The following is a 14,489-nucleotide window of genomic DNA, read 5'->3' as shown; positions in this document are numbered from 1 at the left end:
TGCGTGCAAGAGAGCAACTCTCTGTTCACAGTTCGGGCGCGTCAACAAACCATCACCTATCGATTGCCGTAATCCTTAAAACCTTGCCGCATGGCGGCGAATTCTTGCCGTTTAGTACCTCTTGTTACCTTCAAAATGTTACAACCAGTTGTTATCTATGAAATAAACGCTAGTGGCATATCTTTTGCATTTTCTCTGTCCAGAAGAGAAATGTGTGAGGTGCAAGATGCCAATAAATATCGATTCAGCATTGGGGATTCATTCAGAAGCGCTACGGGTTCGTGCTCGTCGTGCCGAGTTGATCGCATCCAATCTGGCCAATGCCGATACCCCCAACTACAAGGCGCGCGATATCGACTTCAAGGCCGCTTTGGGGCAGGCGCAGGACCAGATGTTGGGGATGCAAGGTATGAACCGCACCCACTCAAACCATATCACCAGTGCCAGTTCAGGCGGTGTCGGCATGGAACCGGCTTATCGAGTTCCCAATCAGGCATCACTTGATGGCAACACCGTCGATGTGCACGTTGAACAGGCTGAGTTTTCTGAGAACTCCATTCAGTACCAGGCGAGCCTGAGATTCCTGGGTGACAAGATCAAGGCGATTCGCGGCGCCATTCGAGGAGAGTAATTATGTCGCTATTTAATGTATTTGATGTGTCAGGTTCGGCGTTAAGTGCACAGTCGGTGCGTCTTAATACCGTTGCCAGTAACCTGGCGAATGCCGATAACGTCGCGACCACACCTGAAGAGGTGTACAAGCCGCGCCAGCCTGTCTTCTCGGCCATTCTCGACTCGATGAATCCAAACCAGGCTGCCAAGGGTGTGCGGGTTGATGGTGTAGTCGAGAGTCAGGCCGACCCACTAATGAAATATGACCCCGGTAATCCACTCGCCAATGAGCAGGGCTATGTCTACAGCCCCGATATCAGCACCGTGGAGGAGATGTCGAACATGATCTCCGCCTCTCGTTCCTATCAGAACAATGTTGAGGTGATGACCACCTCCAAACAGCTGCTAATGCGCACGCTGCAGCTTGGCCAGTAGGGGGGTAGCTGATAATGACAAACGCGATTGATCAATCGACCCTCTCAGCCCTTGGGCTATCTACAAAAACAGCGAGTAAGGATGCTGAGGTTGATGCCAATGCACTCGGTCAGGAGCAGTTCCTGACCCTGATGCTGACTCAGCTACAAAATCAGGATCCCTTCAAGCCGATGGAGAGTGGTGAGTATCTGACCCAGATCGCTCAGTTCAGTCAGGTCACCGGTCTGCAGGATCTACAGACTTCATTCGACGACTTTGCCGGCAGGATGCAATCGAACCAGGTGCTTCAGGCATCGAATATGGTCGGTCGCACGGTGCTGGTCGAACCGCAAATGTCTGATGGCAAAGCGGTTGGCAACCTCAATGAGGCTGGCTTGGCCGGTGGTGTTGAGCTGCCGCAGGCGAGTGAAAAACTCACCGTAGAGATTTACGACACCTTTGGTCAACACGTCCGCAGCATTGACTACGGCAGTGTGGAGAAGGGGATTAGCTATTTCGTCTGGGATGGACTCAATGAGCAGGGTGAGGCAGCACCACCCGGACGCTATCTGGTAAGCGCTAATGCGCGTTTTGGTAATGAAGTAGAGGCAGTGGAACCGCTGATGGCCGACTCGGTTGGAAGCGTATCACTGGGTACAGGTACAAGTGGTTTCAAAGTCAATCTGAACGGGCTGGGAGAGTCGGAATTCTCTCGCATTCGCCAGATTATGTAATCGATTTCAGGAGATATTAACTATGTCATTTAATACAGCACTGTCAGGTTTGAAAGCGGCCGCAGCCGATCTGGGCGTCATTTCAAACAACATCGCAAACGCCAGCACCAACGGCTTTAAGCAGTCTCGTGCAGAGTTTGCCGATGTATACGCCGTTTCCTCCAGTGGTACCTCATCCAATGCGATCGGTAGTGGTGTGCGTCTTGCCGCTGTATCGCAGCAGTTCACCCAGGGCACCATCTCTTACACCGATAACAACCTTGATCTGGCGATCAACGGTGATGGTTTTTTTGTCCTTGAGGATAACGGTTCACGACTCTACTCACGTGCCGGTAGTTTTCAGGTTGACCGTGATGGCTATGTGGTCAACAACCTCAGCCAGCGTTTGATCGGTTTCCAGGCCGATGCGACCGGTGCAATCACCGGTGCGATTGGTGACATGCAGCTCGATACCTCAAACATCCAGCCTAATGCAACTCAGGATGTGGATGTGTCGGTGAACGTTGACTCTGCGGCGGCGGTTCCAGGTAATCCTACAGCAACCACCGGTATCGATATTAGTAGTGGCGATCTCGATACCGACCCAACCGCAACCAACAACTTTGCGGGCCTGACCGTAATAGATGATTACGGTTATGAGCATGATCTTGACCTGTCGCTGACGGCCTTTGAAGGTACCAGTGCAGATTTTACCGGGCTGATCACAAAATCAGATTATTCGGGTGCGGGTGAAACTGCGACGATCGATTTCACATACGACAATGGTTCAACCACCGCTATAACCCTGAATGCTAACTATGCAACGGATGATGGTGTTCTTGGTGAGGTCGTTAGCCAGCTAAATACCGCCACGGTAGCCGGTCGTTTTACCTATGACGCGGGCACCGATGTCATTACCGACACCCTGAGCCCATACACCGTTGACGTTTCCACCGTCACTGATGGAACAACCGCCTCGGGCTTTGCAACCACTCAGACCGGTACAGAACGTCTAGGCGAATATGACGTGACCTACACCGTTGATGGCGTAGCGAGTCTGATACCTCAGACCATTACCCTCGGCGGTAATCAGAACATCAGCATCGACCTGACGGGTAATGCCAGCAATCTGCTCAACGCGCCAGATCTTAATATCGATCTCTCCTTCGCCAACATGACGCAGACGACGCCTGCAGCAGCGGTTTCGACCGTTATTGCTGATGGTGTCGACAAACAGGTTATTGCCTTTGATCCCGATGAGCCCGCGAGCTACAACAACTCAACCTCTTTGAGCGTCTATGACTCTCAGGGTGGTACCCATCTGCTGACTACCTACTATCGCAAGATGCCAGAGCCCAATAAGTGGGAGGTTCACCACTTCATGGATGGCGCTGCTGTCTATCCAAACGATGATCCCGATCTCAATTTCATCGCTGAGTTCTCTCCAGGTGGTTCGATCAGCCAGCTCTGGGCACGTGACGACTCTAGCCAGCCCGATCAGCCCACAGTTGCTGACAGCGCCATCGCTACCCTCTCATTCAACATGACCGGCATCGATGTCGACACCCCCGGAAACGATGTCGACCCCATCGATCTGAGTGTTGATGTCAGTGCCCTGACGCAGTACGGCGCCGACTTCGCCGTTTTCGCCCTGTCGCAGGATGGTTACTCAACCGGTCGACTCAGCGGTGTCGATATCTCCAATGACGGTACCGTCTTTGCCCGTTACAGCAACGGTCAGTCACAGGCGCTGGGTCAGGTAGCACTGGCCAGTTTCGCCAACTCACAGGGTTTGAGCCAGCTGGGTGATACCAACTGGGCCGAGAGTTTCGACTCCGGTGCAGCACTGGTCGGTCAGCCCGGTACGGCGAGTCTGGGTCTGGTTCAGGGTGGTGCGTTGGAGGATTCCAACGTCGACCTCTCGGGGCAGCTGGTAAAGATGATCACATCACAGCGTAACTACCAGGCGAATGCGCAGGTCATCAGCACCAATGACCAGATAACCCAAACCATTATCAACATCCGTTAATCGATAGGTTGAGGTGACGTTATGGACCGCATGCTCTATTTGGCGATGGAAGGGGCGAAGCAGACGCTTCGTTCCCAGTCGATCAACAGTCGCTGACCGCCATGGAGAGCGAAGTGAGGGCGGTTAGTCCCCGATAGTCGACGCCGTCTGCCTATTCGTAGTTGAGAGCGCGAGCGGACGACGAAGAAGATGCAGCAGCGGCTTTATGTCGGCGTAGAGTCACTGAGGGAGTTGTGTAGAGCCGCGAAGAGGTGATTACGCAACGTACGCAGGACGGTCGGGGCGCCGTAGGCATAAACGGTCGCGTGAAGTTTTTGCTGTTTGCTTGGGTTTGGGATGCCCAAAACAAGCTTTCGCAAAATAGCGACTCCCCAGTGTGTGTCAAATACACAGTCAGGCGATGGCAAGATTGCGCGCCAGAATGACGGACTGGACTGCAGATAGAGATTAACGATTACGACTCCAGTGCATTATACTGCGTGGGAATCTATAGCTTTGAAAATGCTTATAAAAAGAGCAGGAGGTTGTTTTGGATAAGAACATGAAGATCCTGGTTGTGGATGATTTCTCCACAATGCGGCGCATCATTAAGAATCTGCTGCGTGAGCTGGGCTTCGAAAATGTGTCGGAAGCAGACGATGGCGCTACAGGCCTACCCATGCTGCAGTCTGGTGATTTCGACTTTCTGGTTACCGATTGGAATATGCCTGGGATGACAGGTATTGATCTGCTCAGGGCGGTGCGAGCCGATCCGAACCTCTCTTCTATGCCGGTATTGCTGGTAACGGCGGAGTCGAAGAAAGAGCAGATCATTGAGGCTGCGCAGGCTGGTGTAAATGGCTACATCGTTAAGCCGTTTACTGCCGGAACCCTCAAGGAGAAGATCGACAAGATCTTTGAACGCATTGATGCGGGCAGCTAGGGGGTCAAAACATGGAACTGACAGAAAGCGAAAAACAGCTGCGACTGGAAAATGCGCGCGCACTGCTCAAATCTCTTGAAGAGGATAACGAGCCCGAAGCAAATCGTCTGCTCGATGAAATGGTACAGATCCGAGATGTTGGACTCTTCCAGGAGATCGGAAAACTGACACGTGATCTGCACGACTCTCTCAATAGCTTTGGTTCCGATTCACGTATTCCTGAGCTAACCGAAAAAGATATCCCCGATGCCAAAGAGCGTCTCAACTACGTTATTACCAAGACTGAAGAGTCAGCTCACCGCACGCTTGATATGGTTGAGCAGGTGCTGCCTATGTGTGAGAGCCTCAGTAAACAGGCTTCAGACCTAGGTGGTCAGTGGCAGAAATTCCGTGCCAGAGAGATGGAGGCGCAGGAGTTTCGTGACCTCAGTGGTGAGATTGATACCTTTTTTACTCAAGTCCAGCAGAGTACAGCCGACATTCAGAGTAAGTTGACAGAAGTTCTGATGGCACAGGATTTCCAGGATATTACCGGTCAGATCATTCGCCGCGTAATAAGTCTTGTCCAGGAAGTAGAAGAGAATCTGGTTGAGATGGTTCGAATCTCTGGTAAGAAGATGGTGCCAGGCAGTACCTCAAGCGAAAAAACAACAAGTGAGTCTGGAAAGTTGGAAGGGCCTCAAGTACCTGGTCTGGAAACCGCCGATGTGGTGAGTGGCCAGGATGATGTGGATGACCTTCTCTCTAGCCTCGGATTCTGAGGACGTAAAAAAATGGCAATCGATGTTGATGACGATATTCTCCAGGACTTTCTGATCGAGGCGGGTGAAATCCTCGAACAGCTGGGTGAACAGCTCGTAGAGCTGGAGCAGCGTCCAAAAGATAACGATCTTCTCAATGCAGTATTTCGTGGCTTCCATACCGTAAAGGGTGGTGCCAGCTTCTTGAGCCTGGATGCTCTGGTCAATATTTGTCATCGCGCCGAAGATGTCTTCAACCAGCTCCGCAATGGTGAGCGCGATGTAGATGCCACCTTGATGGATATCTTCCTCACGGTTCTAGACAGACTCAATAGTATGTTTGATGAGGTTCGCTCCGGACAGGATCCAACGCCTGCCGAAGATGAGCTGATGGCCTCACTGGAAGCGTATCTGAACGGTACCGTAGATGCTGCCTCCGCTGCTGAGCCACCTGCAGCAGAACCTGAGCCCGAACCGGTTGCAGTTGCAGAAAGCGGTGCGGCGGATGATGGTGATATCACCGATGAAGAGTTTGAGGCACTGCTGGATACGCTACACGATGGTGCGGCACCGGGTGCTCCGGCAGCTTCTGAGGCTGCCCAAACAAGTGCGAGTGGCGGTTCGGAAGATATCAGTGAAGATGATTTTGAGGCGCTGCTTGATGAGTTACACGGTGGTAAGGCACCGGGTGCATCGGGTGCGGTAGAAGCCGAAAAACCGGCTGAACCGACGGCGGCTTCAGGTTCAGACGATATCAGTGAAGATGAGTTTGAGGCACTGCTCGATGAGCTTCACGGCGGCAAGGCCCCGGGCTCTTCGGGTGCTACTGAGCCTGCTAAAGCAGAGAAAAAAGAGACCCTCCCCCCCCAACCTCCCGCCAAGGCAGCGCAGCCAGCAGCACAGGATAAACCTGTACCTGCCGCCAAGGCACCAGCGAAGGCCGCTGCAGGCGGTGGACAACCAACCCAGGAAGCAACGGTTCGTGTCGATACCAAGCGTCTCGATGACATTATGAATCTGGTTGGCGAGCTGGTACTGGTACGTAATCGGCTCTCGACCCTCAAGGCCGCGATGGCCGATGAGGAGGCGAGCAAGGCCGTTGCTAACCTCGACCTGGTTACCGCAGACCTTCAGACAGCGGTGATGAAAACCCGCATGCAACCGATCAAGAAGGTCTTTGGTCGCTTCCCACGTGTTGTACGTGACCTTGCGCGTAGTCTTAAGAAAGAGGTCTCTCTAGAGCTGCGCGGTGAGGAGACCGACCTTGATAAGAATTTAGTTGAGGCGCTGGCCGATCCACTCGTGCATCTGGTGCGTAATGCGGTTGACCACGGTATTGAGGGGCCCGATGTTCGTGAATCAGCGGGTAAACCTCGTGGTGGTACCGTTATTCTCGCGGCAGACCAGGAGGGTGATCATATTCTGATCACTATCACCGATGATGGTGCTGGTATGGATGCCGACCTTCTGCGTCGCAAGGCGGTTGAGAAGGGGATGATGGATGAGGATAGTGCGAATCGTCTGAGTGACAACGAGGCTTATAACCTGATTTTTGCGGCGGGTTTCTCAACCAAGACCGAGATATCCGATGTCTCAGGTCGTGGTGTTGGCATGGATGTGGTCAAGACCCAGATTACCCAGCTCAATGGTAGTGCTGAGATCGATTCGACTCTCGGTAAAGGTTCCAAGATCAGCATCAAGGTACCGCTGACGCTCGCTATTATGCCGACCCTGATGGTCGTTCTGGGTAAACAGCCGTTTAGTCTGCCACTGGCCAGTGTTAACGAGATCTTCAATCTCGATCTTTCCAAGACCAATGTGGTTGATGGTCAACGAGTGGTGATGGTGCGCAATCAGGCACTGCCGCTTTACTACTTACGTGAATGGCTGGTACAGGACGGTTACGTTGATCAGGCACCAGACAATGCACATGTCGTTGTCGTCAATGTGGGTAGTCAGCGTGTCGGTTTCGTGGTGGATCAGCTGATTGGTCAAGAAGAGGTGGTTATCAAGCCACTCGGTCAGACACTGCATGGTGTGGCTGGCATGTCAGGTGCAACCATCACCGGTGATGGGCGTATTGCTCTGATTCTCGATGTACCCAGCTTGATGAAGGCCTACGGCGGAAAATATTGAACCCTGCGCCGTTCGGGGTGACAATCAAACCCCTTATTACGGTTTTAAGGTAGAGAGATAGATGGCAGTACGCGTACTGGTTGTGGACGACTCCGGTTTTTTCCGGCGCCGTGTCACAGAGATTCTCGATTCAGATCCCCAGATTGAGGTGGTCGGTGCTGCTGTGGATGGTAAAGATGCCATCGATAAGACGATGCAGCTCAAGCCCGATGTGATCACCATGGATATCGAGATGCCGGTCATGGATGGCATCACAGCAGTACGGCGTATTATGACAATGCGCCCAACTCCCGTGTTGATGTTCTCTTCACTCACCTACGATGGTGCCAAGGCGACACTCGATGCACTCGATGCCGGTGCGGTCGATTTTTTACCAAAACGCTTCGATGACATTTCTAAAGATCGCGAAGAGGCAAAGCGTAAACTTTGCGCACAGGTTCGCAGTGTCGCCAAGGGAAGTCGCCCAGCACCAACACCACCGCCTGTAAGCAGACCAACGGCAGCCGCGCGTACACCCATTTCAAGACCAGCGTCTGCGCCGCCACCCGCTGCCCCTTCAGCGCCTGTTAGGCGTGGCAGTTTCAAACTACTTGCTATCGGTACCTCCACGGGTGGACCGGTCGCGTTACAGAAGGTACTGACCGCACTGCCGGCTAACTACCCGATGCCGATTTTGCTGGTACAGCACATGCCTGGCACCTTTACTCCGGCTTTCGCGGCGCGTTCTTGCGCTGACCGCCATGGATAGCGAAGCGAAGGCGGTTAGTCCCGATAGTCGACGCCGTCTGCCTATTCGTAGTTGAGAGCGCGAGCGAACGACGAAGAAGATGCAGCACGGCTTTATGTCGGCGTAGAGTCACTGAGGAGTTGTGTAGAGCCGCGAAGAGGTGATTACGCAACGTACGCAGACAGTCGGCGTCTGCTAGGCATAAACGGTCGCGTTATATTTGCCGCTTGCTTGGGCTTGGGGCCCAAAACAAGCTTCCGCAAAATAGCGACTCCCCGGATCACTCTGCAACATCAAGGTGAAAGAGGCCGCAGATGGCGACATGCTGCAGCCTGGTGTCGCTTTATTGGCACCCGGTGGTAAACAGATGGTTATTGAGGGGCGAAGTGGTGCGGCGCGGGTGAAGATCACAGAGAGTGATGCTGGCCAGTTCTACAAACCCTGTGTCGATATCACCTTCAATTCTGTTGCCAAAATCTATCCAAATACGACCCTGGCGGTGATTCTGACCGGGATGGGTGCAGATGGTAGAGAGGGGTGTCGCACCCTTAAACAGGGCGGTTCCACGGTCTGGAGCCAGGATGAGGCGAGCTGCGTTGTCTACGGTATGCCGATGGCAGTAGCAGAGGCTCGCATCACAGATCGTGTCGTAACACTCGATCAGTTTGGCAGTGAACTTGCAGGTGTTGTTTAAGGATTTGATGCGAGTGACAGGTAATGAATGGTCTCAGCACCCAAAATGGGGTATCTATACTCAGTAGAGGCCGTTATTGCATAATTTTCAGGGTCGGTGCGCTTGACTCACTACGTGAGCGCATTCGACAGTGTTGAGGAGGGTAGCTATGAAGGTTTGGGCTATTGCTAACCAGAAGGGCGGTGTTGGCAAGACGACCACCACAGTCTCATTGGCTGGGCACCTCGCTGCGCGTGGTCACGAAACGCTGTTAATCGACCTCGATCCCCACGGTTCTCTGACCAGCTATTTTGGTTTCGATCCCGATAGTGTTGAGAATGGCGCCTATACCCTCTATCAGCGTCACGCTAGTCGTGTTCCTGCTGATCCGACCTCTTTGATCCATCCGACCCGTTTTCCTAAGCTGCAGATAATGCCGGCCAATATGGCGTTGGCAACACTTGATCGTCAATCGGGCAAACTGGGAGGTATGGGCCTGGTCGTGGCCGAGGCCGTGAAGAGTCTTGAAGGGCGCTTTGATTACGTGCTGCTCGACTGCCCGCCGATGTTAGGTGTGCTGATGGTCAACGCACTGGCGGCATGTGAGCGATTGATTATCCCAGTGCAGACAGAGTTCCTGGCGATCAAGGGACTTGAGCGCATGCTCAGTACCCTAAATATGATCAACAACAGCCGTCCACTACCGCTCGATTATACGATTGTTCCGACTCTGTTTGACCGACGTACGCGTGCCTCGATCGAAACCGTACGCCATCTGCAGGAACGCTTTGCCAGTCACCTATGGGATGAGGTGATCCCGGTTGATACCCGTTTCCGTGAGGCGAGCAGAGCGGGTGCTCCGCTGCCTATCATGCAGCCAAACGCGAGAGGCTCAATTGCCTATCACCACCTGCTTAACTATCTCCAGGCCTTCGACTCAATAGAACAGGTAGCTGCTCGATGAACAAAAAGTATTCAGGAAAAAATGAGTCGATTCTCGACGAGAGTTTGGCACTGGGGGACTATCTCGATGGTCTGCTGAGTGACACGCCTTCAACACCTGAACCTGTCGCCCGTTTGCGAGCCGTTGATGCGGAAAGCAAACTGAGCGTGCGACCAATCACAACCGAGACGCCACGTATATTACCGCGTGAAATCCCCGTGGCACCCCCTCCTGAGGTTAAGGAGACGATTGTTGAGGAGCCGGTAGTTGCCGAGCAGCTTGAGGCTGCCGCTGAAGAGAAGGCTGCAGAGCCGGAGTCTGAGGTTCCAGAGTGGGGTGATGAACCCTTCCAGTCGCTACTGTTTAGCGTTGCTGGATTAAAACTGGCGGTACCGCTTGCACGGCTCAACGGTGTGTTGAACTGGAGTGATGAGATCACCCCGATGCCAGGCCACTCTGAGCACTTTATGGGGCTGTTACCGCATCTCGATAAAAACGTGAAGATCGTTGATACGGCCGGTATTGTTGTACCCCCCGAGCGAATGAAAGATGGTGAGCGCCAATATGGCAACATCATTCTGATCGGCGAGGGTGAATGGGGACTTGCCTGTGATGATATCGATGAAGTCATTACACTGGGATCTGATGATGTACGTTGGCGTACCTCCAAGGGTAAACGCGCATGGTTGGCGGGTACCGTTATCGAGCAGATGTGTGCATTGCTCAATACCGATGCGCTTGCTGAGCAGCTGGGTACAGGTGGTTATCAGTAGTACATATTGATTCTTGGCACGGTTGATGCAAATAACGTAATAACAATATGCTTCGCGACAAATATCTGACGCGAGATGCAATAAGCTGAATAAGATAGACCTTAGAGGTTACTGAGATGAATGAAGTAGTGAAGGCAACCGGCAATGACCCCATCCTGCAGTGGGTGACCTTCCAGCTCGAACAAGAGACCTACGGCATTAACGTGATGCAGGTGCAGGAGGTGCTGCGTGTGACTGAAATCGCGCCTGTACCCGGTGCACCGAATTATGTGCTCGGTATTATCAATCTACGCGGAAATGTGGTGACGGTTATCGATACCCGTCGCCGTTTTGGACTGATGCCCGAGGAGATGGACGACTCGACACGTATCGTCATTATTGAATCGGATAAACAGGTGGTCGGTATTCTGGTCGACAGTGTTGCTGAGGTTGTGGAACTGGCGATGTCCGAGATCGAGACGGCGCCCAATGTCGGTAATGATGAGAGTTCAAAATATATCCAGGGTGTAGCCAGCCGTGAAGGCAAACTGCTCATTCTGGTAGACCTTAACAAGCTACTCGATGAGAGTGGTTCCGGCTGGTAGGTCTTCGCGTTATGTAGCGGGGTGTGCGCCATGAGTGAGATAAGAGACGTTATTCCAACATTTCCTCTCAATCCGGTTGATAAGAGCCGTGATCAGAAAGAGCGCAAGAAACGCCCCAAGCAGGAGAAACGACAGAAACCTGCCGATGACCAGCAGGATGATGGACGTCCCCACGTAGATGAGTATGTATAGGTAGCTGCCATGACTATTGCACTTTTCATTGTTTCACTTGCTGCGTTGGCGACAGCTGCCGTTGCTATCTACCAGCTTACCAGGGTGCGTCGGGAGCTCGATGCTTTCCGACAGACCCGAGTCGATCTCAATGCAACTCGTGATGATGTGAGTGCGCTCTGTAGTGGTGCGGTTGGTGTCGGCAATCGACTCAATAAACTGGAGCAACGTCTGCGTAGCCAGAATGAACGCCAGGATCAGCTTGATCTCAGAACTTCAGGTGAACGTCCCTACCTACAGGCTGGCAAACTGGTCCACAGTGGTGCCTCGATTGATGAGCTAATCAATACCTGTGGCCTAACCCGTGGTGAGGCAGAGTTGATCTTCATGATGAACAGTGCGGAAAGTGCTGGTAACGCATAGACCCTTCGTCCGCTCAGAATCGACCGTTGGTTGGTAAATATCCCTACCTGTTCCACTCTCTACCCGTAAGAAGACGCCACGCGTTTCGGTACGCAAACTGGTGCCTCGCCTTCTCTGGCAAGTCGCGAATAATATCCCGGAAGTTATCTACCTTCTCACGTAGGTGTCTCGTCAGTGGTGCGCGTCCACCGCCGTAGTCAGAGGCAAACACAAATCGTCTGTCGAACTCTTTAAAGATGGCGAGATACTCTGTGCGGACGCGTTTTTTTTGATTTCCCTCGCTGCCCATCCAAATTACCGTATCACCCTCAAGTAGACGGTTATTGTCTGGGCCGGCACATTGGTATTGACGGTTTGGATGACCGATGGCGAGATCAAAAAAGAGATTGGGGTAGCTGTTAAGCAGGTGACGCACATACCTTGGCGTAAAACGCCGCTGCTTTTCAGGGTGACGTAGTTGTCCAAAATGGGAAACGATAACCTTCGCCTTGGGGTATTGCCTTAACATCCTCTCTAGTTCAGTGAGTTCGCGATCTTCCGCTTCCAGGTGGATACTGAAGGGGATGCCGCGCTCGGCACTGAGCGCAAACAGGCGATGACCATTTGGGCTGCTTAGAGGTATGGCGTTGTCACGATCATTGCGTCCTCGGGAGCACTGGATGCTCGACATGTAGTGGCGAAAGTCGAGTTCGCCCATAACGCGATAGCGACCACTACGAACTTCGTGCTCTAACTGATCGATATAGTGTCTCTCGTCTTCCCCTTTCTGTTTAAGCCAGTTACTGTTCGTGCCGCCGTTGGTCGTTGGAATAAAATAGTCGGGGTGATCATTGACGAGTTCCAGAATGTAGTTACTCCAGCGATACCCCTTACTGCCATCCTTTGGCCGCTGATAGCCGTCCGCAGCCATTAAAGCGATACCAATCTCATCGAACACATCAAAAGCATCTGGGATGAATTGTTTTATCTGTTCAGATTTGAGACTGGTCTGCAGATCGATAAGCGGTAGTTTGTCTGTCTCAAGTAGCTTCTCGATTCTATCGGCCCAACGCTGTTCAAGTTGATCTTTACTGAAGTTGAGCTCAGTGGCAGCAATGTTAGCGCTGTGTGTGAGAAGTAGTAGTGCGAACAGTGATTTCATAGAACGATGGATAGTGAGGATACCCATTAATTTGTTACTCATCCTGCGAAGTTGTTCCGGTTTCAAGCGGTGGACGTTTGCCCGAAATGATATAGGCGAAAGAGATGACCTCGGCTACCGCGACATAGAGTTCACGTGGAATCTGATCCCCGCTGACCGCCATGGAGAGCGAAGTGAGGGCGGTTAGTCCCCGATAGTCGACGCCGTCTGCCTATTCGTAGTTGAGAGCGCGAGCGGACGACGAAGAAGATGCAGCAGCGGCTTTATGTCGGCGTAGAGTCACTGAGGGAGTTGTGTAGAGCCGCGAAGAGGTGATTACGCAACGAACGCAGGACGGTCGGGGCGCCGTAGGCATAAATGGTCGCGTTAAGTTTTTGCTGTTTGCTTGGGCTTGGATGCCCAAAACAAACTTTCGCAAAATAGCGACTCCCCGGCAGTTCTATCTGAGCCAGTAACTGAACCAGGACCGGATTCTCCTGATAGGGGATTCCGTGTTTTTTCGCCAGTTCGAGAATCTCTCGGGCGAGATCACCTTCACCCTTTGCAGTGACCCGGGGCGCACCGACGCCGTCGTAGCGAAGTGCAATCGAGAGATCGTTGCCGGTTTGCTGCTCCTTCATGCCTTCTCATCCAGTATCGACTCGGCGGCAAGCAGGCCATTTTTAAAGGGGGGAGCACCGCTGTGAGTATCGAGTTTGTTAACAACCAGTCCAGCCTTGGTAAGGCGCTGTTCGAGTTCACCCATGTTGGCCTTAAAGAGTTCAGCGCTGTCGTGCTGTTCGGCCCAGAAGATTGTTGAGATGGAGCCGCCTGCGTAGGTCACCTTGATGTGCAGTGGTCCAATAGTGTCGAGATCGAACGCAAGCTTAACGGACCACTGTTTCTCAGCATTGCCATCACTGTTTTTCCCACGCTCCTCCTCGAATTTCATTTGCACCAGATCGATCCGCTCACCGTTGCGAAGTGGTAGCTCGATCAGCCATGCGGGGCGTGTTTCCGCCTCTGTGGCCTGATGAGGTGTAGAGGTAAGCTGGTTGAGCTGTATGCGAGCAAGGCTCCCCTCAACCTGCTTGAGAAGATCTGCAAGCATTCTCAATGTGTCCCCAAGGGGGAGTGACGGTGCAAAACGTGCGGGAGCCTGGGGGGCGCTACCGGGAAGAGTCAGTTCACTGCTGAGAGGGAGTTTGTCACTGCTAGGTGGCAACGATTTGCTGCTGCTGACGGTACGTAACAGATCGAGTAGTTGCAGCAGTGGTGCCTTGAAGTCGCTGTTTGGGGTGGGGCGATTGAGTCCCTGCAGTCCCTTGAGAAGATTGGCCTCAAAGAAATTTCCCGCGCTGACCGCCATGGAGAGCGAAGTGAGGGCGGTTAGTCCCCGATAGTCGACGCCGTCTGTATATTCGTAGTTGAGAGCGCGAGCGAACGACGGAGAAGATGCAGCAGCGGCTTTATGTCGGCGTAGAGTCACTGAGGGAGTTGTGTAGAGCC

At 52.8% G+C, this 14,489-nt stretch carries 18 protein-coding genes and 3 pseudogenes; 14 read left to right on the top strand and 7 right to left on the bottom strand.

Annotated elements, in window-relative coordinates:
* The first annotated feature begins 226 nt into the window (after positions 1 to 226).
* From flgB to HUE57_RS14165, 4 genes are read left to right on the top strand one after another with little or no spacing between them, the layout of a single operon-like run.
* Entirely contained in the window at positions 227 to 631 is a 405-nt protein-coding gene (gene flgB / locus HUE57_RS14180; protein ID WP_078482743.1) for a flagellar basal body rod protein FlgB, read from the top strand.
* Complete coding sequence (gene flgC, locus HUE57_RS14175) at positions 631 to 1,047, top strand: flagellar basal body rod protein FlgC (protein ID WP_135622000.1); 417 nt, start codon at positions 631 to 633, stop codon at positions 1,045 to 1,047. The genes flgB and flgC overlap by 1 nt, the downstream gene beginning before the upstream one ends.
* 14 nt (positions 1,048 to 1,061) lie before the next feature.
* The gene (locus HUE57_RS14170) at positions 1,062 to 1,760 is read left to right on the top strand and encodes a flagellar hook assembly protein FlgD (RefSeq protein ID WP_078482745.1); all 699 of its coding nucleotides are present in this window, start codon (positions 1,062 to 1,064) and stop codon (positions 1,758 to 1,760) included.
* 22 nt (positions 1,761 to 1,782) lie between these two features.
* A complete protein-coding gene (locus tag HUE57_RS14165; RefSeq protein WP_078482746.1) occupies positions 1,783 to 3,768 on the top strand; it encodes a flagellar hook protein FlgE in 1,986 nt (661 codons plus the stop codon).
* A 151-nt stretch (positions 3,769 to 3,919) separates the two neighbouring features.
* On the opposite strand, the gene HUE57_RS14160 is transcribed toward HUE57_RS14165, so the two are convergent.
* Positions 3,920 to 4,117 carry a hypothetical protein gene (locus HUE57_RS14160; protein ID WP_174673402.1) on the bottom strand — a complete coding sequence of 66 codons (198 nt, stop codon included), beginning with the start codon at positions 4,115 to 4,117 and terminating at the stop codon, positions 3,920 to 3,922.
* 192 nt (positions 4,118 to 4,309) lie between these two features.
* Between HUE57_RS14160 and cheY the strand changes: the two genes are divergently transcribed.
* The 4 genes and pseudogenes from cheY to HUE57_RS14140 form a co-directional block, all read left to right on the top strand.
* Positions 4,310 to 4,690 carry a chemotaxis response regulator CheY gene (cheY, locus tag HUE57_RS14155; RefSeq protein WP_078482168.1) on the top strand — a complete coding sequence of 127 codons (381 nt, stop codon included), beginning with the start codon at positions 4,310 to 4,312 and terminating at the stop codon, positions 4,688 to 4,690.
* 17 nt (positions 4,691 to 4,707) lie between these two features.
* Complete coding sequence (locus HUE57_RS14150; RefSeq protein WP_078482265.1) at positions 4,708 to 5,451, top strand: protein phosphatase CheZ; 744 nt, start codon at positions 4,708 to 4,710, stop codon at positions 5,449 to 5,451.
* Between the two features lie 12 nt (positions 5,452 to 5,463).
* Positions 5,464 to 7,566 (top strand): chemotaxis protein CheA, encoded by a 2,103-nt coding sequence (locus tag HUE57_RS14145; RefSeq protein WP_078482169.1) that lies wholly within the window; start codon positions 5,464 to 5,466, stop codon positions 7,564 to 7,566.
* A gap of 61 nt (positions 7,567 to 7,627) precedes the next feature.
* Positions 7,628 to 8,290, top strand: a pseudogene (locus tag HUE57_RS14140) (response regulator); the annotation flags it as partial.
* Here HUE57_RS14140 and HUE57_RS14135 read toward each other — a convergent pair.
* Complete coding sequence (locus HUE57_RS14135) at positions 8,268 to 8,465, bottom strand: hypothetical protein (protein WP_174673400.1); 198 nt, start codon at positions 8,463 to 8,465, stop codon at positions 8,268 to 8,270. The pseudogene HUE57_RS14140 and the gene HUE57_RS14135 overlap by 23 nt on opposite strands.
* Before the next feature lie 111 nt (positions 8,466 to 8,576).
* Here HUE57_RS14135 and HUE57_RS14130 point away from each other — a divergent pair.
* The 6 genes and pseudogenes from HUE57_RS14130 to HUE57_RS14105 all read left to right on the top strand — a co-directional run.
* Positions 8,577 to 8,987: pseudogene (locus tag HUE57_RS14130) on the top strand (chemotaxis protein CheB); the annotation flags it as partial.
* A gap of 148 nt (positions 8,988 to 9,135) precedes the next feature.
* Positions 9,136 to 9,930, top strand: a complete 795-nt coding sequence (locus HUE57_RS14125; RefSeq protein WP_078482171.1) for a ParA family protein — start codon at positions 9,136 to 9,138, stop codon at positions 9,928 to 9,930.
* Entirely contained in the window at positions 9,927 to 10,682 is a 756-nt protein-coding gene (locus HUE57_RS14120; RefSeq protein ID WP_078482172.1) for a chemotaxis protein CheW, read from the top strand. Before HUE57_RS14125 ends, HUE57_RS14120 begins: the two co-directional genes overlap by 4 nt.
* Positions 10,683 to 10,798: 116 nt before the next feature.
* Positions 10,799 to 11,266, top strand: a complete 468-nt coding sequence (locus tag HUE57_RS14115; protein WP_078482173.1) for a chemotaxis protein CheW — start codon at positions 10,799 to 10,801, stop codon at positions 11,264 to 11,266.
* A gap of 30 nt (positions 11,267 to 11,296) precedes the next feature.
* Complete coding sequence (locus HUE57_RS14110) at positions 11,297 to 11,458, top strand: hypothetical protein (protein ID WP_172840044.1); 162 nt, start codon at positions 11,297 to 11,299, stop codon at positions 11,456 to 11,458.
* Positions 11,459 to 11,467: 9 nt separating this feature from the next.
* On the top strand, positions 11,468 to 11,860 hold the full coding sequence (locus tag HUE57_RS14105) for a DUF2802 domain-containing protein (RefSeq protein WP_078482174.1): 393 nt from the start codon (positions 11,468 to 11,470) through the stop codon (positions 11,858 to 11,860).
* A 43-nt stretch (positions 11,861 to 11,903) separates the two neighbouring features.
* Here the strand turns inward: HUE57_RS14105 and HUE57_RS14100 are convergent, their stop codons facing one another.
* The 5 genes and pseudogenes from HUE57_RS14100 to fliK form a co-directional block, all read right to left on the bottom strand.
* Positions 11,904 to 13,043 (bottom strand): amidohydrolase family protein, encoded by a 1,140-nt coding sequence (locus tag HUE57_RS14100; RefSeq protein ID WP_078482175.1) that lies wholly within the window; start codon positions 13,041 to 13,043, stop codon positions 11,904 to 11,906.
* Positions 13,036 to 13,164 (bottom strand): flagellar type III secretion system protein FlhB, encoded by a 129-nt coding sequence (locus HUE57_RS19720; protein WP_272901977.1) that lies wholly within the window; start codon positions 13,162 to 13,164, stop codon positions 13,036 to 13,038. Before HUE57_RS19720 ends, HUE57_RS14100 begins: the two co-directional genes overlap by 8 nt.
* 48 nt (positions 13,165 to 13,212) lie before the next feature.
* Positions 13,213 to 13,419: a hypothetical protein gene (locus tag HUE57_RS19275; protein ID WP_174672676.1), complete on the bottom strand. Its 207-nt coding sequence runs from the start codon at positions 13,417 to 13,419 to the stop codon at positions 13,213 to 13,215.
* Positions 13,420 to 13,462: 43 nt separating this feature from the next.
* Positions 13,463 to 13,621: pseudogene (locus HUE57_RS19270) on the bottom strand (EscU/YscU/HrcU family type III secretion system export apparatus switch protein); the annotation flags it as partial.
* Positions 13,618 to 14,469, bottom strand: a complete 852-nt coding sequence (gene fliK / locus HUE57_RS14090; RefSeq protein WP_174673398.1) for a flagellar hook-length control protein FliK — start codon at positions 14,467 to 14,469, stop codon at positions 13,618 to 13,620. The pseudogene HUE57_RS19270 and the gene fliK, both read right to left, overlap by 4 nt.
* Positions 14,470 to 14,489 lie beyond the last annotated feature (20 nt).

Source organism: Candidatus Reidiella endopervernicosa (genome assembly GCF_013343005.1).
In the GTDB taxonomy this organism is placed as follows: domain Bacteria; phylum Pseudomonadota; class Gammaproteobacteria.
The sequence above is the reverse complement of the archived record's forward strand: the minus strand, read 5'-3'. Positions and strand labels throughout refer to the sequence as shown.

What these genes read in the sequence shown, in the direction of transcription:
- flgB (WP_078482743.1), top strand. Translation starts at nt 227, where the DNA reads ATGCCAATAAATATCGATTCAGCATTGGGGATTCATTCAGAAGCGCTA.
- HUE57_RS14170 (WP_078482745.1), top strand. Translation starts at nt 1,062, where the DNA reads ATGACAAACGCGATTGATCAATCGACCCTCTCAGCCCTTGGGCTATCT.
- HUE57_RS14165 (WP_078482746.1), top strand. Translation starts at nt 1,783, where the DNA reads ATGTCATTTAATACAGCACTGTCAGGTTTGAAAGCGGCCGCAGCCGAT.
- cheY (WP_078482168.1), top strand. Translation starts at nt 4,310, where the DNA reads ATGAAGATCCTGGTTGTGGATGATTTCTCCACAATGCGGCGCATCATT.
- HUE57_RS14145 (WP_078482169.1), top strand. Translation starts at nt 5,464, where the DNA reads ATGGCAATCGATGTTGATGACGATATTCTCCAGGACTTTCTGATCGAG.
- HUE57_RS14125 (WP_078482171.1), top strand. Translation starts at nt 9,136, where the DNA reads ATGAAGGTTTGGGCTATTGCTAACCAGAAGGGCGGTGTTGGCAAGACG.
- HUE57_RS14120 (WP_078482172.1), top strand. Translation starts at nt 9,927, where the DNA reads ATGAACAAAAAGTATTCAGGAAAAAATGAGTCGATTCTCGACGAGAGT.
- HUE57_RS14115 (WP_078482173.1), top strand. Translation starts at nt 10,799, where the DNA reads ATGAATGAAGTAGTGAAGGCAACCGGCAATGACCCCATCCTGCAGTGG.
- HUE57_RS14110 (WP_172840044.1), top strand. Translation starts at nt 11,297, where the DNA reads ATGAGTGAGATAAGAGACGTTATTCCAACATTTCCTCTCAATCCGGTT.
- HUE57_RS14105 (WP_078482174.1), top strand. Translation starts at nt 11,468, where the DNA reads ATGACTATTGCACTTTTCATTGTTTCACTTGCTGCGTTGGCGACAGCT.
- HUE57_RS14100 (WP_078482175.1), bottom strand. Translation starts at nt 13,043, where the DNA reads ATGAGTAACAAATTAATGGGTATCCTCACTATCCATCGTTCTATGAAA.
- HUE57_RS19720 (WP_272901977.1), bottom strand. Translation starts at nt 13,164, where the DNA reads ATGGCGGTCAGCGGGGATCAGATTCCACGTGAACTCTATGTCGCGGTA.